Annotated in this window: 15 protein-coding genes and 2 pseudogenes; 4 read left to right on the top strand and 13 right to left on the bottom strand. The window is 72.7% G+C overall.

The window, feature by feature from the left end; translation table 11 throughout:
* A partial coding sequence (locus ABT369_RS23070) for a transposase (RefSeq protein WP_350614782.1) occupies positions 1-332 on the top strand: 332 nt, incomplete at its 5' end.
* A gap of 103 nt (positions 333-435) precedes the next feature.
* Here the strand turns inward: ABT369_RS23070 and hisB are convergent.
* The 4 genes from hisB to ABT369_RS23090 all read right to left on the bottom strand — a co-directional run bounded on the left by hisB (position 436) and on the right by ABT369_RS23090 (position 4,183).
* The gene (gene hisB, locus ABT369_RS23075) at positions 436-1,050 is read right to left on the bottom strand and encodes an imidazoleglycerol-phosphate dehydratase HisB (RefSeq protein WP_350614784.1); all 615 of its coding nucleotides are present in this window, start codon (positions 1,048-1,050) and stop codon (positions 436-438) included.
* Between the two features lie 86 nt (positions 1,051-1,136).
* Entirely contained in the window at positions 1,137-2,213 is a 1,077-nt protein-coding gene (locus ABT369_RS23080) for a histidinol-phosphate transaminase (RefSeq protein WP_350614786.1), read from the bottom strand.
* Positions 2,210-3,511, bottom strand: coding sequence for a histidinol dehydrogenase (gene hisD, locus ABT369_RS23085; RefSeq protein ID WP_350614788.1), 1,302 nt, complete (start codon positions 3,509-3,511; stop codon positions 2,210-2,212). The genes ABT369_RS23080 and hisD overlap by 4 nt, the downstream gene beginning before the upstream one ends.
* Positions 3,512-3,541: 30 nt before the next feature.
* Complete coding sequence (locus ABT369_RS23090; protein ID WP_350614789.1) at positions 3,542-4,183, bottom strand: TetR/AcrR family transcriptional regulator; 642 nt, start codon at positions 4,181-4,183, stop codon at positions 3,542-3,544.
* A gap of 93 nt (positions 4,184-4,276) precedes the next feature.
* Here ABT369_RS23090 and ABT369_RS23095 point away from each other — a divergent pair, with 93 nt between their 5' ends.
* Positions 4,277-4,975 carry an LON peptidase substrate-binding domain-containing protein gene (locus ABT369_RS23095; RefSeq protein WP_350614790.1) on the top strand — a complete coding sequence of 233 codons (699 nt, stop codon included), beginning with the start codon at positions 4,277-4,279 and terminating at the stop codon, positions 4,973-4,975.
* A gap of 273 nt (positions 4,976-5,248) precedes the next feature.
* On the opposite strand, the gene ABT369_RS23100 is transcribed toward ABT369_RS23095, so the two are convergent.
* Together ABT369_RS23100 and dnaE are read right to left on the bottom strand one after the other, a co-directional pair.
* Positions 5,249-6,352, bottom strand: coding sequence for a hypothetical protein (locus tag ABT369_RS23100; protein WP_350614792.1), 1,104 nt, complete (start codon positions 6,350-6,352; stop codon positions 5,249-5,251).
* 437 nt (positions 6,353-6,789) lie between these two features.
* Positions 6,790-10,032 (bottom strand): annotated as a pseudogene (gene dnaE, locus ABT369_RS23105) (DNA polymerase III subunit alpha); the annotation flags it as partial.
* An 88-nt stretch (positions 10,033-10,120) separates the two neighbouring features.
* Here dnaE and ABT369_RS23110 point away from each other — a divergent pair.
* Positions 10,121-11,485: a transaminase gene (locus tag ABT369_RS23110; RefSeq protein WP_350614794.1), complete on the top strand. Its 1,365-nt coding sequence runs from the start codon at positions 10,121-10,123 to the stop codon at positions 11,483-11,485.
* Here ABT369_RS23110 and ABT369_RS23115 read toward each other — a convergent pair.
* Both ABT369_RS23115 and ABT369_RS23120 read right to left on the bottom strand, forming a co-directional pair.
* Positions 11,460-12,221: pseudogene (locus ABT369_RS23115) on the bottom strand (MinD/ParA family ATP-binding protein); the annotation flags it as partial. The gene ABT369_RS23110 and the pseudogene ABT369_RS23115 overlap by 26 nt on opposite strands.
* Positions 12,222-12,655: 434 nt before the next feature.
* On the bottom strand, positions 12,656-13,465 hold the full coding sequence (locus ABT369_RS23120; protein WP_350614796.1) for a hypothetical protein: 810 nt from the start codon (positions 13,463-13,465) through the stop codon (positions 12,656-12,658).
* 112 nt (positions 13,466-13,577) lie between these two features.
* Between ABT369_RS23120 and ABT369_RS23125 the strand changes: the two genes are divergently transcribed.
* The gene (locus ABT369_RS23125; RefSeq protein WP_350614797.1) at positions 13,578-15,104 is read left to right on the top strand and encodes a carbohydrate binding domain-containing protein; all 1,527 of its coding nucleotides are present in this window, start codon (positions 13,578-13,580) and stop codon (positions 15,102-15,104) included.
* Positions 15,105-15,128: 24 nt separating this feature from the next.
* On the opposite strand, the gene ABT369_RS23130 is transcribed toward ABT369_RS23125, so the two are convergent.
* From ABT369_RS23130 to ABT369_RS23150, 5 genes are all read right to left on the bottom strand, one after another.
* Complete coding sequence (locus tag ABT369_RS23130) at positions 15,129-16,058, bottom strand: RluA family pseudouridine synthase (protein ID WP_350614799.1); 930 nt, start codon at positions 16,056-16,058, stop codon at positions 15,129-15,131.
* Positions 16,051-16,539, bottom strand: coding sequence for a signal peptidase II (gene lspA, locus ABT369_RS23135; protein WP_350614800.1), 489 nt, complete (start codon positions 16,537-16,539; stop codon positions 16,051-16,053). The genes ABT369_RS23130 and lspA overlap by 8 nt, the downstream gene beginning before the upstream one ends.
* Before the next feature lie 95 nt (positions 16,540-16,634).
* Positions 16,635-17,066: a TraR/DksA family transcriptional regulator gene (locus tag ABT369_RS23140; RefSeq protein ID WP_350614802.1), complete on the bottom strand. Its 432-nt coding sequence runs from the start codon at positions 17,064-17,066 to the stop codon at positions 16,635-16,637.
* A gap of 442 nt (positions 17,067-17,508) precedes the next feature.
* Positions 17,509-19,026: a potassium/proton antiporter gene (locus ABT369_RS23145; protein WP_350614803.1), complete on the bottom strand. Its 1,518-nt coding sequence runs from the start codon at positions 19,024-19,026 to the stop codon at positions 17,509-17,511.
* Positions 19,023-19,322, bottom strand: a complete 300-nt coding sequence (locus ABT369_RS23150; RefSeq protein WP_350614804.1) for a DUF167 domain-containing protein — start codon at positions 19,320-19,322, stop codon at positions 19,023-19,025. Before ABT369_RS23150 ends, ABT369_RS23145 begins: the two co-directional genes overlap by 4 nt.
* Between the last annotated feature and the right edge of the window lie 70 nt (positions 19,323-19,392).

Below are 19,392 nucleotides of genomic sequence, written 5' to 3' on the forward strand. Positions count from 1 at the left end.
GCACACCCAACGCCCTGCAATGCTATGCCGGCACCGCCCCGGTCACGAGACGCTCCGGACGCAGCGAGTTCGTCATCGCCCGCCGCCTGGCCTACAACCGCTACCTCGGCAACGCCGTGCAGCAACGGGCCTTCTGCAGCCTGCAGTACTCCACCTGGGCCCGAACCTTCTACGACACCAAAACCGCGCAAGGCAAAACCCACCACGCCGTGCTGCGCGCCCTCGGCAACCGCTGGCTGGAAATCCTCTGGCACTGCCTGCGCCTCGGCGTGCGCTACGACGAAACCGTCCATACCACCCACCGCACCCAAGCCCACAAACAGGCCGCATGAGGTTGACAGAGGATGTCTCACGCCGTCGCCTCCGCAAGCTCCGGCGCCGACGCGGTCAAACTGAGCCTCTGGTGAGCGGCCCCTCCGCTCCGCTCCGGACCGCTCACAATGCGCCCTTGGTGCTCGGCACGACACCGGCGTTGCGGGGGTCGATCGCGCAGGCCTGGCGCAGGGCGCGGGCGACGGCCTTGAACTGGGCCTCGACGATGTGGTGGGCGTCGGGCTGGGCGCCGTGGCGACCGGCTCGCAGGATGCTCACGTGCAGCGTGACCTTGGCCGAGTGGCCGAAGGACTCCCAGATGTGCCGGGTGAGGCTCGTCGGGTAGTTGCCGCCGATGTGCGGGGCGATGTTCGCCGGCTCCTCGTGGACCACGTACGGACGGCCGGACAGGTCGACGACGGCGGAGGCGAGCACCTCGTCGAGCGGGACCTGGGCGTGGCCGTAGCGGGTGACGCCGGCCTTGTCCCCGAGCGCCTCCGCGAACGCGGCGCCGAGGGCGAGCGCGGTGTCCTCGACGGTGTGGTGGGCGTCGATCTCCAGGTCGCCGACGGTGTTGACCCGCAGGTCGAAGCCGCCGTGCTTGGCGATCTGGTTGAGCATGTGGTCGTAGAAGCCGACGCCGGTCGAGATCTCGCCGGCCCCGGTGCCGTCGAGATCGAGCTCGACGAGGACCTTGGTCTCCTTGGTGACCCGCTCGATCCGGGCAGTACGACGCACGTCGGCACCTCCGCTTCGCTCCGGTGACGCCGCGGCACCACCCTGAATTTCCTGGTGAGCGGCCTCTCCGCTCCGCTGCGAACCGCTCACAACAACTCCTCGAGTGCGTTCAGGAAGGCGGAGGTCTCCTCGGGCGTGCCGGCGGTGACGCGCAGCCAGCCGGGGAGCCCGACGTCGCGGATGAGCACGCCGCGGTCGAGCAGGGCCTGCCAGACCCCCTTGCTGTCGCCGCCCGGGGCGCCGAACAGCACGAAGTTGGCGTCGCTGTCGGCGACCGGCAGGTTCCAGCCCCGCAGGGTGGCCACGATGCGGTCGCGCTGCTCCTTGACCGCGTCCACGGTCGACAGCAGGGCGTCGGTGTGCGCGAGGGCGGCCCGGGCCACGGCCTGGGTCATGGCGCTGAGGTGGTACGGCAGGCGCACGAGCTGCACGGCGTCAACGACGGCGGCGTCGGCGGCCAGGTAGCCGACCCGCCCGCCGGCGAGCGCGAACGCCTTGCTCATCGTGCGCGTGACGACCAGCCGCGGGTACCGCTGGATCAGGCTCAGCGCGAAGACCGTGCCGGTGCGCGCGAACTCGGCGTAGGCCTCGTCGACGATGACCATCCCGCGGGCCGCCCCGGCCGCGGCCTCGACGACCTCGAGGGGCAGCGCGGTGCCGGTCGGGTTGTTGGGCGAGCAGAGGAACACCAGGTCCGGGTCGTACTCGCGGATCTTCGCCACCACGTGCTCGGCGTCGAGCGTGTAGTCGTCGGCGCGGCGGCCGTCGACCCACGCGGTGCCGGTGCCCGCGGCGAGCAGGGGGTGCATGGAGTACGACGGCGTGAACCCCAGCGCGGTGCGCCCGGGGCCGGCGAAGGTCTGCAGCAGCTCCTGCTGGATCTCGTTGGAGCCGTTCGCCGCCCAGACGTTGTGCGAGGTCAGGCCGTGGCCGAGGTAGGCGGCGAGGTCGGTGCGCAGGGCGACGGCGTCGCGGTCGGGATACCGGTTCAGGTCCCGCAGCACCGAGGAGAGCGCCTTCTCCATCTCCGCGACGGCCGCCTCGGGCACGGGGTAGGAGTTCTCGTTGGTGTTGAGGCGCACGGCCACGTCGAGCTGGGGCGCGCCGTACGGCGACATCCCCCGCAGCTCGTCGCGCAGTGGCAGGTCGTCCAGCGTGGTCATGCGTCGAACCTGACGGTGACGGCGGCGCCGTGGGCGGGCAGGTCCTCGGCGGTGGACAGGGCCACCACGTGCCCGGCGACCTCCCGCAGGGCGTCGCGGCTGTACTCGATCAGCTGCACGCCGCGCAGGAACGTCTGCGTCGACAGCCCGGACTGGTGGCGCGCGCAGCCGCCGGTCGGCAGCACGTGGTTGGAGCCGGCGCAGTAGTCGCCGAGCGAGACCGGCGACCACGCCCCGACGAAGATCGCCCCGGCGTTGCGCACCCGCTCCGCCACGGTGCGCGCGTCGCGGGTCTGGATCTCGAGGTGCTCGGCGCCGTACGCGTCGACGACCCGCAGCCCCTGCTCGAGGTCGTCGACGAGGACGGTCGCGGACTGCGACCCGCGCAGCGCCTCGGTGACGCGCTCGAGGTGCTTGGTCGCGGCCACCTGGCGGGCGACCTCGGCGTCGACCGTGTCGGCGAGCTCGGGGCTGGTGGTGACGAGCACGCTGGCCGCGAGCGGGTCGTGCTCGGCCTGGCTGATCAGGTCGGCGGCGACGTGGCGCGGGTCGGCGGTGTCGTCGGCGAGGATGGCGATCTCGGTCGGGCCGGCCTCGGCGTCGATGCCGACGGTGCCGCGCAGCATGCGCTTCGCGGCGGTCACCCAGATGTTGCCCGGCCCGGTGATCATGTCGACCGGGGCGCACCCGGGCTCTTCGTCGCTGAAGCCGAAGCCGAGCATGGCGATCGCCTGCGCGCCGCCGACCGCGTACACCTCGTCGACCCCGAGCAGCGCGCACGCCGCCAGGATGTTCACGTTGGGCAGGCCGGTGTCCTTCTGCGGCGGGCTCGTCACGGCGATCGAGGCCACCCCGGCGGCCTGGGCCGGCACGACGTTCATCACGACGCTGGACGGGTAGACGGCCAGGCCGCCGGGCACGTAGAGCCCGACCCGGCCGACCGGCAGCCAGCGCTGGGTGACGGTGCCGCCCTCGGCGAGGACGGTCGTGGTCTCGGCGCGGCGCTGGTCCTCGTGCACCTTGCGGGCCCGGGCGATCGACTCCAGCAGCGCGGCGCGCACGTCCGGCTCGAGCTCGGCCTCGGCCCGCTCGATCTCCTCGCGCGGCACGCGCAGCTGCTTGACGTCGACGCCGTCGAAGCGACGTGCCGCCTCGCGGATCGCCGACGCGCCATGCTCACGGACCGCTTCGACGGTCGGGCGCACCTGCTCGGTGGCGACGGATACGTCAATGGCGGCTCGGGGCAGCAGACGGCGCGGGTCCTCGGCGGAGCCGCGCAGGTCGATCCGGTTCAACACCCTTGCGAGTCTATTCGGCGTCGCCAGCGGTTATGCGCCGCCGTCCCGCCCTGCGGGCTGTCGGGATTGTGCCCAGCGCCAGTTGAGCTCGCCCGGCGCCGGGGCCGGTCCGGGGAGGTCCCCGCGCTCGCCGGCGCGCAGGCCGTCCAGGATGAGGGTGAGGTACCGCCGGCGAAGCTCCGCCGTCCGTTCCCGGTCCGGCACGCGGATCGCCGCGCACCCCTCCAGCACGAGCGTGATGTCCGTCGCCCCGGCGTCGGGGCGCAGCCACCCGCCCGCGTGGGCGCGCTCGACCAGCCCCTCGACCAGCCCGCCGGCCCGCACCGCGTCGGCGATCATCTCCGGCGTCGAGGTGAACGTCCCGGCGAGGTGCACGGTGAGCGAGTGCACGTCGGCGTCGACCACCGCGCGGAGGAAGCCGGTCAGCGCCTCCCACCCGTCCTCGAGCGCGGCGGCCGCCTCGGCCTCGGCGATGAAGCGCGTGAGCCCGTCGTGGCAGAGGGTTCGCAGCAGCGCTTCCTTGCCGTTGTACCGCCGGTAGAGCGCGCTGATGCCGACACCGGCCCGCTCGGCCACCGCGGCGATCGGCGCCTTGGGGTCCTCGATGAACACGTCCCGCGCGGCGGCGAGGATGACCCCGTCGTTGCGCTCGGCCTCACGCTGGCGTCCCATGACCCGACCTTACCGGAACGGACCATTCCGGTCTCATTCGCCGCCGCGCGTCCTGAGCGACGGTGCCGCCCGTGCTCCGCTACGCTTCGGCACGTGGAGCTGCTGCCGCTCTTTCCGCTGGGCACCGTGCTGTTTCCCGGGCTGGTGCTGCCGCTGCACGTGTTCGAGCCGCGGTACCGGACGCTCGTGCAGCATCTCACCGAGCTGCCGGCGAGCCTGCCACGCGAGTTCGGCGTGATCGCGATCCGGCGCGGCTGGGAGGTCGGCCGCCAGTCGGAGGCCGCGGACGCGTCGATCACGGCCGGGGAGTCGCTGTCGCTGTACGAGATCGGCTGCGCGGCCGAGATCCGGCAGATCACCGAGCTGCCCGACGGCCGCTTCGACCTCATGACGCTGGGCCGGCGCCGGTTCCGCCTGCTCGGGCTGGCACGCAACGACGCGCCGTACCTGACCGGCGAGGTGGAGTGGCTGCCCGAGCCGAAGGGCGAGCCGGACCGCGAGGGCGAGCTGGCCGCGGGCGTGCTGGCGGCCTACCAGGACTACCTGCGCGCGGTCCGCGCCGACGACGACGGCGAGCAGCTGCCGGACGACCCGACGGTCCTGTCGCACCTCGTCGCGGCGACGGCATCGCTGACGCTGGAGGATCGCCAGGCCCTGCTGTCCGAGCCGGACACGGCGAGCCGCCTGAAGGCCGAACGCGCCCTGCTCCGCCGCGAGACGGCCCTGCTCGGACAGGTCCGCGCGGTCCCGGTCTCCCTCGGCGACCTCGCGGTCCCCTCAAGCCCGAACTGATCCGCGCCCGCCCGCGCTCGGCAACTCGTCCACGCCGAGGGCGACCCCGCGTCCACGCCCGCGCTCGGCGACTCCGCCACCAAGACCACAGCGGACTCGTCCCCGCGAGACAGCAGGCCCACGGCACCGAGGCCACCGCGGGGCCGACCGGTCCACGCGCCCTCAAGCCCGAACCGATCCCCGCCGAGCTCGACGACTCCGGCGCCGGGCGGTCCTGGGCGAGCCGAGCCGCCGCCAACGCTGGACGGCCGCGCCGGCGGCTCGGTTCCGGCGTCAGGAGCGCGGAGGCTCCGCGTTCGGCGACTGCGGCCACAGCGGCGACTCCGACGACGGAGCCGGAGGCGGCGGCGGGGCGCCGGGGGCTGTCCAGTTCGCCGACCCGGCGGACGTTTCGGACTCGGCCGGCGTCGACGGCGAGGGGGCGCCGGGGTGCTGCGCAGCGTGGTCGAATCGCGCCGCGCCCGAACCCGCCTGAGCCGAACCCGGGGCGCTCGGGAACTGCGGTGCCTGGTCGTACGCCGCCGCGAGCGGACCGGGGGCCGCCGGGTGCGGGCCAGGTGCTGCCGGGTGCGCGCCGGGCGAAGCTGCGAACGGGCCGGGCGCTGCCGGATGCGGGCCGGGCGCTGCGGGTGCCGGTGCGCCGGGGAACTGGGCGGCCTGGCCGTACGGGGCCGGCGGGTAGGGCGACGCCGAGCCCGGGTGCGGACCCGTGGCCGGGTAAGGCGCCGGGTACGGGGCACCGGGCGGCGGGGGCGGCGGCGAGAGGTACTCGGGCGGGATGTTGTCGTAGCGCAGCGTCGGCGACACGTGGAAGCCGGCGAGGCCCGTGTAGACCGCGGCGGCGGCCAGGCTCTGGATGAGCATGGTGCCGCGCACCCAGGGGATGAAGCCGAACAGCAGCGACGAGATGCCCGTGCGCAGCTTCACCGGGCGGAAGATGTGCGTGTCGACCGGGGCGTGCTCGGCCAGGTCCAGGTAGTGCGCCCAGCCGATCTTGTTGCCGAGCCAGGCGCCGAGCACCGAGGCGCCCGCGGAGCCGATGACCAGGCCGAGGAGCATGATCGGGCCCCGGTATCGCCGCAGCAGGAACCACGCCGCGAGGGCGACCAGGATGCCCATGCCGATCGCCATGAGGACGAACCAGCCGTCGTCGGCCCAGTAGCCCTCGGGCTCCGGATCGATCGGATACGGCCCGTACTGCGTCTGCACGAGCTCCACGTGCGGCGCCAGCTTCGACCACAGCAGGCCGAAGGGCGCGCCCAGGCCCGCGACCACCACGGCGGCGAGCAGGGCGACGAGCACCTCCCGAAGGATCGGTACGCGCGCCGGACGAACGGCCTCGGCCTGCTCGGCGGGCGAAATCGGGGCGATGCTCACGATCCCATCCTGCCAGGCCGACGCCTCGACCCGGCAAGCGAGTCGACATCACCTTTCGAACCCGGCGAAACCCCCGCATCCCGCCCCGATGCCGCCGAATCCCCCGAAGTTGCCGGCTCAGCCGCGGTCGAGAAGGGGTCGTGCAGGTGGGCGGCCCGCGACCGTGAGGAGTCCGGGAGACCGCCGTCCGGACGAGCGCCCGGCGAGCGTCCGGCCTCCGAGAAGGGGTCGCGGGAGACAGGAGGCCGCGAGCGGGACGAGTCCGGCTGAGAGCCGTGGGTGGAGTCGGACCGAGCGCGCGAAGCGTCCGAGAACGGGTCGTGCGAGACAGGAGGACGCGAGCTGCCGGGTTGCGGGAAAGAGTCGTGCGAGGAAGGGCCGCGCGAGGAGGCGGTGGCCGGCGAAGCGGTGGCGGGCGTTGACGTGGGCCAGGGTGGGAGGGGCGTCGAGGGGGGCGGGGTGGTCAGGTCCGGCAGGGTCAGGTCCATGGCCATCAGGCGCGGGGCCTCCTCCCGGCGGTCCACGCGGCCCTTGACCGCCACGACCGCATCCTCGGCCACCCACTGGTCGACCAGCTCGTAGGTGTCCGGGAAGAACATGACCTCGATGCTGCCGTCCAGGTCCTCCAGCACCGCCTGGGCCCACGGGCGGCCCTGGCGTGTCACGCGGCGCTGCACGCCCGACAGGATGCCGGCCAGGCGGACCACGGCGCCGTCGGCGACGGTGCCCTCCTCGGCCAGGGCGGCGATCGGGCGGTCGGCGGCGGCGCGCAGGACGTGCTCCAGGCCGCGCAAAGGGTGGTCGGAGACGTAGAGGCCGAGCATCTCGCGCTCGAAGGCGAGGCGCTCGGGCTTGTCCCACTCCATCGCGGGGACGGGCGGGGCGCTCAGCAGCGGGGCGCCGAAGAGGTCGAACTGGCCCATGGCCTCGTTGCGCTTGACGCTCGAGACGGCGTCAAGGGCGTCGGCGTGCACGCTGAGCAGGCCGCGGCGGGAGTGGCCCAGGGAGTCGAAGGCGCCGGCCTTGATGAGCGACTCGATGGTCTTGCGGTTGCACACGACCTGGTCGACCTTGGCCAGGAAGTCGTAGAAGTCCTCGAACGCGCCCCGCTCGCGGCGGGCCCGCAGGATGGCCTCGACGGCGGTGGCGCCGACGTTGCGCACGGCGCCGAGGCCGAAGCGGATGTCGGTGCCGGCGGCGGCGAAGCGGCCCTGGGAGGCGTTGACGTCGGGCGGCAGGACGCGGATGCCCATGTGCCGGCACTCGGCGAGGTAGAGGGCGGAGCGGTCCTTGTCGCCGCCGATGGAGGTGAGCAGGGCGGCCATGTATTCGGCGGGGAAGTTGGCCTTCAGGTAGGCCGTCCAGTAGGCGACGAGCCCGTAGGCCACGCTGTGCGCCTTGTTGAACGCGTAGTCGGAGAACGGGACCAGGATGTCCCACAGCGTGCGGATCGCGGCCTCGGAGTAGCCGCGCTCGCGCATCGCCGGGGCGAACAGCGTGAACTCCTCGTCGAGGATCTCCTTCTTCTTCTTGCCCATGGCCCGGCGGAGCCGGTCGGCGGCGCCGAGGGTGTAGCCGGCGACGCGCTGGGCGATCGCCATCACCTGCTCCTGGTAGACGATCAGCCCGTAGGTGTCGCCGAGGATGTCCGCGAGCGGCGCGGCGAGCTCCGGGTGGATCGGCGTGACCGGGCGGCGGCCGTTCTTGCGGTCGGCGTATTCGTTGTGGGCGTTGGCCGCGATCGGCCCGGGCCGGTAGAGCGCCCCGACGGCGGAGACGTCGGCGAAGCCGTCGGGGGCCATCGAGCGCAGCAGCTGGCGGACCGGCGTCGCCTCGAACTGGAACACGCCGAGGGTGTCGCCGCGCGACAGCAGCGCGTAGGTCGGCCCGTCGTCGAGCGGGGCGTCCTCGATGACCACGTCGATGCCGCGGTTGTGCCGGATGGCGTCGAGAGCGTCGTCGATGATGGTGAGGTTGCGCAGGCCGAGGAAGTCCATCTTGAGCAGGCCCATGGCCTCGCAGGCGCCCATGTCCCACTGGGTGATGATCGCGCCGTCCTGCTCGCGCTTCTGGATCGGCAGCACGTCGATGAGCGGCTCCCGGGACAGGATGACGCCGGCGGCGTGCACGCCCCACTGCCGCTTGAGGCCCTCCAGGCCGCGGGCGGTGTCGACGACGGTGCGCACCTCCGGCTCCGTCTCGTAGAGCCGGCGCAGCTCGCCGCCCTCCTTGTAGCGGGGGTGGGCCTGGTCGAAGACGCCGTGCAGGGGCATGTCGCGGCCGAGCACCGGCGGCGGCACCGCCTTGCTGATCCGCTCGCCGAGGGAGAACGGGAAGCCCAGCACCCGGGCGGCGTCCTTGATCGCGGCCTTGGCCTTGATGGTGCCGTAGGTGATGATCTGCGACACCCGGTCCTCGCCGTATTGCTCCGTGGCGTAGCGGATCATCTCGCCGCGCCGGCGCTCGTCGAAGTCCATGTCGATGTCGGGCATGCTGGGCCGCTCGGGGTTGAGGAAGCGCTCGAAGAGCAGCCCGTGCGCGAGCGGGTCGAGCTCGGTGATGCCCAGCGCGTAGGCGACCAGCGAGCCGGCGGCGGAGCCGCGGCCGGGGCCGACGCGGATGCCCTCCCGGTGGGCGTGGGCGACGAGGTCGGCAACGACGAGGAAGTAGCCGGCGAGGTCGGCCCCGGCGATCACGCCGAGCTCGTAGCCGGCCTGCTCGGTGTGCGGCTGCGGGACGCCGCCGGGGAAGCGGCGGGCCAGGCCGCGGTCGACGGCGGCCCGCAGCTGGGCCTCCTCGGTGGTGCCGGGCGGGACGGGGAAGGCGGGCATCAGGCTGCGGTGGGCGAAAACCTCCGCGTAGTCGCCGACGCGCTCGGCCACGGCGAGGGTGTTGTCGCACGCGCCGGGGACCTCGGCGTCCCAGATGCGGCGCATCTCGGCGGCGGACTTGAGGTAGAAGTCGCGGGCGTCGAACTTGAAGCGCTTCGGGTCGGCCAGGGTGGTCGCGGACTGCACGGCCAGCAGCGCCTCGTGGGCATCGGCGTCGCCGGCGAAGGTGTAGTGCAGGTCGTTGGTCGCGACCGGCGGCAGGCCGAGGCGGCGGCCGAGGCGCAGCAGGTCGGCGCGGACCCGCTGCTCGATGCCCAGGCCGTGGTCCATCAGCTCCAGGTAGAGGTTGCCGGGGCCGAAGATGTCGCGCAGCTCGGCGGCGGCCGTGCAGGCCCGCTCGAAGTCGCCGATGCGCAGCCAGGTCTGGATCTCCCCGGACGGGCAGCCGGTGGTGGCGATGACGCCGGGGGCGTATTCGGCGAGCAGCTCCCGGTCGGCGCGGGGCTTGTAGAAATACCCCTCCGTGCTGGCCCGCGACGAGAGGCGGAACAGGTTGCGCAGGCCGGTCGCGGTCTCGGCCAGCAGCGTGAGGTGGGTGTAGGCGCCGCCGCCGGAGACGTCGTTCTCGCCGCCGTCGGCCCAGCGCACGCGGGTGCGGTCGCCGCGGCGGGTGCCGGGGGTCAGGTAGGCCTCGACGCCGATGATCGGCTTGATCCCGGCCTTCGCGGCCGAGTGGTAGAAGTCGTGGGCGCCGAACATGTTGCCGTGGTCGGTCATGGCCAGGGCGGGCTGGCCGAGCCGGGCCGCCTCGGCGAAGAGCGGCCCGAGGCGCGCTGCCCCGTCGAGCATCGAATACTCGGTGTGCACGTGCAGATGGACGAAACCCACGGCCTGAACCTATCGCGGGGGTACGACATTTTCGGCGACACTGCTCGGCATGATCGACCGTGACCGGCTCGGCGCGCTGCTGCGCCGCGAGCGAGCCGCCTTCGCCGACCGCAACCCCCGCTCGGCGGCCGAGTACGCGCGGGCCGGGAACCTGTTCGGCCGGGTCCCGATGACGTGGATGAACAAGACCGCGGCCGGATTTCCGCTGTACCTGGCCGAGGCCCGCGGCGCCACGGTCACCGATATCGACGGGCACGAGTACATCGACTTCTGCCTCGGCGACACCGCCGCGATGGCCGGGCACTCCCCCGCGCCCGTGGTGGCCGCGGTCCGGGAGCGCTTCGAGACCCTCGGCGGGGCGTGCGCGATGCTGCCGACGGCGGACGCGGCGTGGGTCGGGGCCGAGCTGACCCGCCGGTTCGGGGTCACCCGGTGGAGCTTCGCGCTGACCGCCACCGACGCGAACCGGTGGGCGATCCGGCTGCTGCGCGCGGTCACGGGCCGGCCGAAGATCCTGTTCAACAGCTACTGCTACCACGGCTCGGTCGACGAGTCGCTGATCGTGAACACCCCGGACGGGCCGCGCCCCCGGGCCGGGAACGTGGGCGCGCCGGTCGACGTGACCGTGACCAGCCGCGTCGCCGAGTACAACGACCTGGCCGCCCTGGAGCGGGAGCTGGCCCACGGTGACGTGGCCGCGGTGGTGATGGAGCCGGCGCTGACCAACATCGGCATCGTCCTGCCCGAGCCGGGCTACCTGGCCGGGGTGCGCGCGCTGACCCGGCGGTACGGCACCTACCTGGTCAACGACGAGACGCACACGTTCTCGGCGGGCCCGGGCGGGGCGACGGGCCTGTGGGGCCTGGAGCCGGACGTGGTGACGATCGGCAAGGCGATCGGCGGGGGCATCCCGGCCGCGGCCTACGGGCTGTCGGACGAGATCGCCGAACGCCTCGGCCGGATGCGCGATCTCGACCTGGTCGACATGGGCGGCGTCGGCGGCACCCTGGCCGGCAACGCCCTGTCGATCGCCGCGACCAGGGCCACGCTGGAACAAGTGCTGACAGACGCCGCACATGCCGAAATGTCCGAAAAATCGGAAACGTTCGCGGCGCAGACCCGGGCAACCATCGCCGAGCACCAGCTCCCGTGGTCAGTGAGCAGACTCGGAGCGCGGGTCGAGTACCGCTTCGCCGACCCGGCACCCAGGAACGGGACGGAGTCGAACGAGGCCGCGGACCCGGACCTGGAGGACTATCTCCACGTCTACCTGGCCAACCGCGGCATCCTGCTCACGCCGTTCCACAACATGGCCCTGATGAGCCCGGCCACCACCGGCGAGCAGGTCGCCGAGCACCAGAGGGTGTTCCGCGGCGCGGTCGGGGAGCTTACCGGGCGTACGGGTCCATCATGACCGCCGCCGCCCGCAGCCACGCGCGCTTGGTCGCCGGCGCCAGCATCGGGTATTCGATGTTGGAGCCGCTCTCCAGCGCCGGGTCGTAGGGCACGACCACGACGGCCCGGGTCCGGGTGCGGAAGTGCCCGGCCAGGTCGTCGATGAGCGGGGTCGGGTTGGGCGTCGGGCAGGACAGCAGCGTGACCGCGTTGGCGACCAGCTCCTCCATCCCGGCCTCGTCGAGCAGGTCGAGCATCCAGTCGGCGGTGAACGCGGCGTCCTCGCGGGGCACGCTGGTGACCACGAGCTGGTCGGCGGTTTGCAGGACCGTCTGCCAGTTGGGGCTCTCCACGTTGTTGCCGGTGTCGACGCAGATCACGTCGTGGGTGCGGCGCAGCAGCTCCAGCACCCGGCGCACGGTGTGCGGGTCGAGGCGCTGGGCGAAGCGCGGGTTCTCCTCGCCGGCGAGCACGTCGTAGGAGCCGTCGGAGGCGTGGCGCAGATAGTCGTCGAGCATGTCGTACAGGTCGTAGCCGGTCGCGTGCTCGACGCGCACGAGGTCGGCGATGAGGTGCCGGATCGTGCGCGCGTGCCGGGCGCTGCCGGCCCGCAGGCCCAGCGTGCCCCGCAGCTCGTTGTCGTCCCAGGCGATGACGCCCTTGCCGCGCACACTGCCGATCGTGGCGGCGGTCAGCACCGTCGCGGTCGTCTTGTGCACCCCGCCCTTGGGGTTGGCGAAGGCCAGCACCTTCGGGGTGGGGATGTCGCGGCGCAGGATCTGCACCATCTGCTCGTTGGGGTCGGCCGGACGGGGCTCCTGGTATTCGACCATGGGCTCACGGCGCGCGGGCCCTGCGGTGCGGAGCGGCGCGTCATCGTACGGGCGGGTGCCGTTGGTGGGAGGCATTGGTTCGTCATCGTATTGGGGCGAGCCCGGATATGGGGCCGAGGGGCTCCCGAACCTTCCGTCGTAATCCAGATCACCCGGGCTCGATCGCCCCAGCAGCGCCCGGTCCAGCAGCGAGCGCCAGCGGGGAGCCGGATCCGCCGACCTGTCCTCCACCCCGGCCCCTCCTCACACGCGCACGTGTCAACCCGACCCCCAGGCTACGGACCGAAGACTATTCGGACCACTCCTGCGAGCCCATCCCCTGCATCAACTGCACGACAGGCCGAAGGGATATCGCCTCAGGACGGACCAGGGGACGCGACGACGGTTCCGGCGCCCTCGCTGACCGGTTCCGCGACCGTAGTCTGCTCCGGCAGCGGGGGCATGAACACGGTGCGATCGAGCCGTTGCAGTTCGGTGATGGGGTCGACGACGCGGGTCTCGGGCCGGGCGGCGACGGCGCGCAGGGCGGCGGGCGGGGCGTAGACGACGGCCGCGTACACGCACGAGCAGTGCTCGCGATAGGCGGTCGCCTCCTGGTCGGCGACGATCGCGCCGGAGAGGTACAGCTGCCGGTTCTCCTCGGGGATGTCGCCGGGCCGGGCGAGCAGGTCGCGGTAGTGCCGCGCCTCCTCCGTCTTGCGCCGCGCGGTCTCGTCCATGGCCGACACCACGTCGTCGGGCAGCTTGTACGCGTCCAGGCGGACGAGCTCGGTCTGGGTGCCCGGCAGCGGTACCCGGGCGAAGACGCTCGACACCGGGGCGTCCGCGAGCACGGGTGTGAGCCGCTCGGGGGCCAGGTAGGCGGTGAACGTGACGAGCGCGTAGACCGGCGCGTCGCCCGGCAGCGCGGCCAGCTCGTCCCGGCCCGCCTGCACGTAGCCCGGGATCGAGCCCCCCTCGGCGACCCCGACACGCAGGACGTCGCCGAGGGACGGGTCGCTGCGGGGCCGCTCGCCGCGGTGCACGGCGAGCAGGGTCGCGGTCACCGCGACGATCCCGACCACGACCGTGAACGCGCGCAGCCGCTGGGCGCCCCGGAACACCCGGGCGAGGACATTGCCGACCGGTGGCAGGAGCCGCTGGTCGAGTTGCTGGAGCCGCTTCATCGCCCCACGAGGGTCGCACAGTGCCGCCTTAAGGGTGACTCATGGGGTCTTGACATCGATGCAGTGAAGGATTTCTATCAGGAAGGTTTACTAACAATCGAGGTGAGGTCTCATGCGCAGATCGACCAGAGTCCGCGGCATCGCGGCCGCCGCGGTGGCGCTCGCCGCCACCGGGGTCGTCCTCGCGGTCACGCCGTCCGCCCAGGCCGCGACCGCCATCCCCGCCCACGTGTTCGCCCCGTACTTCGAGGCGTACAACGGCGACAGCCTCAACGGGCTGTCCCAGCAGTCCGGCGACAAGTACCTGACCATGGCCTTCATCCAGACCGCGAGCCGCGGCTCGTGCACGGTGTACTGGAACGGCGACACCGGCATGCCGATCGCGAACTCGACGTTCGGCAGCGACATCGCCGCGATCCGGGCCCGCGGCGGCGACGTGATCCCCTCCTTCGGCGGCTACGCGGCCGACAACGGCGGCACCGAGATCGCCGACAGCTGCACCGACGTCAACCAGATCGCGGCGCAGTTCGAGAAGGTCATCACCACCTACGACGTCACCCGCATCGACCTCGACGTCGAGGACAACTCGCTGACCAACGCGGCCGGCATCGACCGGCGCAACAAGGCGGTCAAGCTCGTCGAGGACTGGGCCGCGGCCAACGGGCGGACCATCCAGTTCGTCTACACGCTGCCGACGACCACGAGCGGCCTGGCCGACAACGGGCTCGCGGTGCTGCGCAACGCGGTCGCGAACAACGCGCGGATCGACATCGTCAACCAGATGACCTTCGACTACTACGACAACCAGCCGCATCAGATGGCCGACGACACCAAGACGGCGTCCAACGGGCTGCACTCACAACTGCAGCAGCTGTACCCCGGCAAGACCAGCCAGCAGCTGTGGTCCATGATCGGCGTCACCGAGATGATCGGCGTCGACGACTTCGGGCCGGCGGAGACGTTCACCATCGCCGACGCGAACGCGGTCGCCTCCTGGGCCACCCAGCAGGGCATCGCCGAGCTGTCGTTCTGGGCGCTGCAACGCGACAACGGCGGCTGCCCCGGCGGCGCGGCCTCGGACACCTGCTCCGGCATCGCCCAGAGCACCTGGCAGTTCTCGCACATCTTCGCGCCGTTCACCAGCGGCGGCGGCACCCCGGGCTCGCCCAGCCCGACGCGCAGCAGCGCGTCACCCTCGACGAGCCCGAGCCCGAGCCGCAGCACGTCGCCGAGCCCGAGCCAGAGCACCGGCACCGGGCTGGCCAACGGCACCTTCGAGACCGGCTCGCTCGCGCCGTGGACCGGGAGCCTCTGCAGCGTCGTGAGCACGCCCGTGCACGGCGGGAGCAAGGCGCTCAAGGCCGCCGCGTCCGCGTCCGACAACGCCCAGTGCAGCCAGACGGTGGCCGTCCAGCCCAACCGGACGTACACGCTGACGGCCTGGGTCCAGGGCAGCTACGCGTTTCTCGGCGCCACCACGGGGGCGGGCGACGTGAGCGCGTGGTCGCCCGGGTCCGGCTCGGCCTGGACGAAGCTGACCGTCTCCGTCAGCACCGGCAGCGCCACCTCGATCAAGGTGTGGGTGCACGGCTGGTACGGCACGGGCACGATCTACGCCGACGACGTGACCCTGGCCTGAGGCCGGTGATCCCGGCCTGAGGCGTTACGCGGCGGCGCTCAGCACCTCGAGCGCCGCCGCCAGGTCGGCCGGGTACTCGCTGACGAACGAGACGTATTCGCCGTCGCGCGGGTGGATGAACCCGAGCTCGCGGGCGTGCAGCCACTGCCGCGACAGCCCGAGCCGGGCGGCCAGGGTCGGGTCGGCGCCGTAGGTCAGGTCCCCCACGCACGGGTGCCGCAGCGCCGAGAAGTGCACCCGGATCTGGTGCGTGCGCCCGGTCTCCAGCTTCACGTCGAGCAGGCTCGCGGCCGGGAACGCCTCGATCGTGTCGTAGTGCGTGACGCTCGGCCGGCCGCCGGAGACCACCGCGAACTTGTAGTCGTGGCTCGGATGCCGGTCGATGGGCGCGTCGATCGTGCCGCGCAGCGGGTCCGGGTGGCCCTGCACCACGGCGTGGTAGCGCTTCTCGACCTCGCGGGCCTTGAAGGCGCGCTTCAGGGCGCTGTACGCCGGCTCGCTCTTCGCCACGACCATGAGCCCGGTGGTGCCCACGTCCAGCCGGTGCACCACGCCCTGACGCTCGGCCGCGCCGCTGGTGGCGACCGTCTGGCCCATCGCCGCCAGCCCGCCGATCACCGTCGGGCCGGTCCAGCCCGGGCTCGGGTGCGCGGCCACGCCGACCGGCTTGTCGACCACGACGATGTCGTCGTCGCTGTAGACGATGCCGAGCCCGTCGACGGGGACCGCCTCGACCGCGACCACCCCGGCCGGGGCCGGCAGCGTCACCTCGAGCCAGGCGCCGGCGCGGACCTTGTCGGCCTTGGCCCGCACCTCGCCGTCGACCGAGACGTCCCCCGCCTCGACCAGGTCCGCGGCCGCGGTGCGGCTGAACCCGAAGAGCCGGGTGAGCGCCTGGTCGAGGCGGGTGCCGTCGAGGCCGTCGGGCACCGGCAGCGAGCGGACCTCACGCATCTTTCTTGGCCCGGGTGCCGTCCCGCCGCCGCCCCATGAACTCCAGCAGGATCGCCAGGGCCACGCCGACGGTCAGCGCCGAGTCGGCGATGTTGAACACCGGGAAGTGCCCGGCGTGGTCGTCCAGGAAGCTGAACATGTCGACCACGTGCCCGCGGAACGGCCCCGGCGCCCGGAAGAGCCGGTCGCCGAGGTTGCCCGCGGCGCCGCCCAGCACCAGCCCGAGCGCGATCGCCCAGGCGGTCGAGACCGTGCCCTTGATCATCCAGAACAGCCAGCACACGACGCCGAGCGCGATGATCGGGAAGATCCACGTGTGCTCTTGCAGCATGCTGAACGCGGCCCCGCTGTTGCGGGTGTAGATCACGTAGATCAGGCCGCCGAACAGCTTCAGCGGCTCGCCGTGGGCGATGGTCGAGGTCGTCCACTGCTTCACGGCCAGGTCGATCGCGATGATCGCGACCGCGACCAGGCCGAACACGGACCAGGCCCGAGTCCGCGACCCGGACGGCGCGGCCTCGGGGGTCGCTGTGTCCGGGGCCGGCTCGGCCCGGTCCTGGGTGGGCTCCTGAGTGGTCAGCGCCGCTCCTCCAACTGCTTGCAGGTGACGCAGAGCGTAGCGGACGGGAACGCGGCCAGGCGCTCCACGGGGATGGCGTTGCCGCACTTCTCACACCAGCCGTAGCCGCCCTCGTCGAGCCGCTCCAGCGCCCGCTCGACCTGCAGGATGCGGTCGGCCAGGTTGTTGGCGATGGTGATCTCCTGCTCGCGCTCGCCCGTCTTGGTGCCGGTGTCGGCCTGGTCGTCGCCCGCGGAGTCGGTCAGGCGGTGCTGCTGCAGCTCGTGGATCTCCAGGAGCGTCTGGTCGTGCTCGGCCTTGAGCTCGTCGCGGCGCTCGATCAGCGCCACGCGGATCTTCTCCGTCTCGGCTGCCGTGCGCGTGCCACGGGCGGGCTTCGCCCCAGCGGTCTTGGCCGCGGTGGTCTTCGGTTCTGCGGTCTTGGCCATGGTGGCTCCCTCGGCCGCACGGGCGGCGGTTGACGTGGTCGGCGCTGTCGTCGTGCTGGTGGTGCGGGCGGATCCTGCCGTCACCGACCTGCGGGCCGAGGCCCCTTCGGCCGGCACGGCCTTGCTCGCCGTGGCGGCGGGGGCGGCCTTCTTCACCGGGGTGGCGGCCGTCTTCGTCGCCCGGGACGGCGTCCCGGCTTGCCGAGAGGTGGCTTGCTGTGCTCTTGTCACAGTGGTACCTCCCGTCACATCGGCGGCATTGCCCCGCCCGGCACCGCTCGCTGACCGCCTCATCGGCACGGCATCAGCCCGCTCGGCCATGGCTCCCCCAGATGCAAAATGGGCGCGCGACGCGCGGTCGCGCACTCCAGTGGCTGGCAAGAATACGGAATGTGCACGCGTCCGACAAACACGCCACACGTATTCGGACCAATTTGATCAGTTATTGGCGCCGATCATCGCCATGTTCGGCAAACCAGCGAGCCAGTCTTCCGCGCCTGCTCACGGCCCGCAGCCGTTGCTCCGCGGCGTCGCGCACCTGCTCGGTGGTGACGATCAGGAGGCTGTCGCGGGTCTTCAGACGGGTCTCCGGCGCCGGCACGAACGCACCGCCGTCGCGCAACACCAGCGTCACGACCGCGCCGAGAGGCAATCGTAACTCGTCCACGTGCACGCCGTTGAGCTTCGAGCCGTCCGGCACCTCGACCTGCAACAGATCGGCCCGCATCCGCTCCAGCGGCGCCGCCTCGACCTCCAGGTCGGTGGGCTCGGCGGGCGCGGTGACGCCGAGGCGGCGCGCCACCGGGGGCAGCGTGACGCCCTGGGCCGCCGTGTAGATCACCACGAGCACGAAGACGACGTTGAACAGGTCCTGCGCGCCGGGCAGCCCGGCCGAGAGCGGGATCGTCGCGAGCACGACCGGCACCGCCCCGCGCAGCCCGGCCCAGGACAGGAACGCCTGGTCGCGCCAGCCCGGACCGGCGCGGGTGAGCAGGAACGGGGCGCTGCTGACCAGCACCGACAGCGGGCGGGCGAGCAGCACCAGGACCAGGCCGACGACCAGCGCGGTGACCACGGCGCCGCCCAGCTGGCTCGGCGAGGCGAGCAGGCCCAGCAGCACGAACAGGCCGATCTGGGCGAGCCAGGCCAGGCCGTCGGCGAAGCCGAGCATGGCGCGCCGGTGCGGCAGGCGGGCGTTGCCGAGCACCACGCCGGTGACGTAGACGGCCAGGAAGCCGGAGGCGTGCGCGACGGAGCCGGCCGCGTAGGCGAGCACGGTCAGGCCGATCGCGGCGAGCGGGTAGAGGCCCGCCGAGGGCAGCGCGGCCCGGCGCAGCGCCCAGGCGCCGCCGAACCCCACCAGCAGGCCGATCGCGCCGCCGGCGACGAGCTCGTAGGCGACGAGGGCCAGCTCCTGGTACCAGGACGCCTGGTTGCCGAGGGGCGTCGAGAGCAGCACGACGAGGATGACCACGGGGGCGTCGTTGATGCCCGACTCCGCCTCCAGCAGCGCGGCGAGGCGCGGCCGGACCGGGACCCGGCGCAGCGTGGAGAAGACGGCGGCGGCGTCGGTGCTGGAGAGCACGGCGCCGTACAGCAGCGCCTGCTGCCACCCGACCCCCAGCGCGAAGTGCACGACCGCCCCGACGACGGCGACGCTGACGACGACCCCGACGGTCGAGAGCACCACGGCCGGGCCGAGCACCGGGCGCAGATGGGACCAGCGCGCGGTGAGGCCGCCCTCGGCGATGATCACCACCAGCGCGCAGATGCCCAGCGTCCGGGTCAGCTCGGCGTCGGCGAAATGGATGCCGAAACCGGCCTCGCCGATCGCGACGCCGAGTAGCAGGTAGACCAGAAGGCTGGGCAGGCCGAGGCGCACCGAGAAGCGGACCGCTCCCACACACACCAGCAGGACCGCCGCGCCGACCAGGAGCGCGACGTTGAGCTCGTGACTCAACGGCGGCCCGCCAGCAGGCCGGCGACCCGGTCGGCAAGCTCCGCGGGTGACACGGTGGACGGATCGGCGAGCTCGACGAGCTTGTCCCGGCTCGCCGCCCCGGCTTTGAGGCGCAGGGCGGACGGGCGCACCCCGATCGCGGCGGCGAGGGCCTTCAGCGCGGCCTCGGTCGCCTGTCCGTCGACGGGGCGGGCGTGCACCGCGACGACCACGGCGGGACCGAACGGCCCGGGGTGGCTGCCGCCGACCGCGGTGCGAGAGGCACCGGGCCGGACGCGGATCGCGATGGTGGGCATGCCTCATTGTGAAGGTTCACCCGATCGAGGTCGATCCTCCGGCCGGGCGGTATCGAAGCCCGCAAGCAGA

Source organism: Dactylosporangium sp. NPDC000244 (assembly GCF_040300725.1).
Lineage (GTDB): Bacteria > Actinomycetota > Actinomycetes > Mycobacteriales > Micromonosporaceae > Dactylosporangium.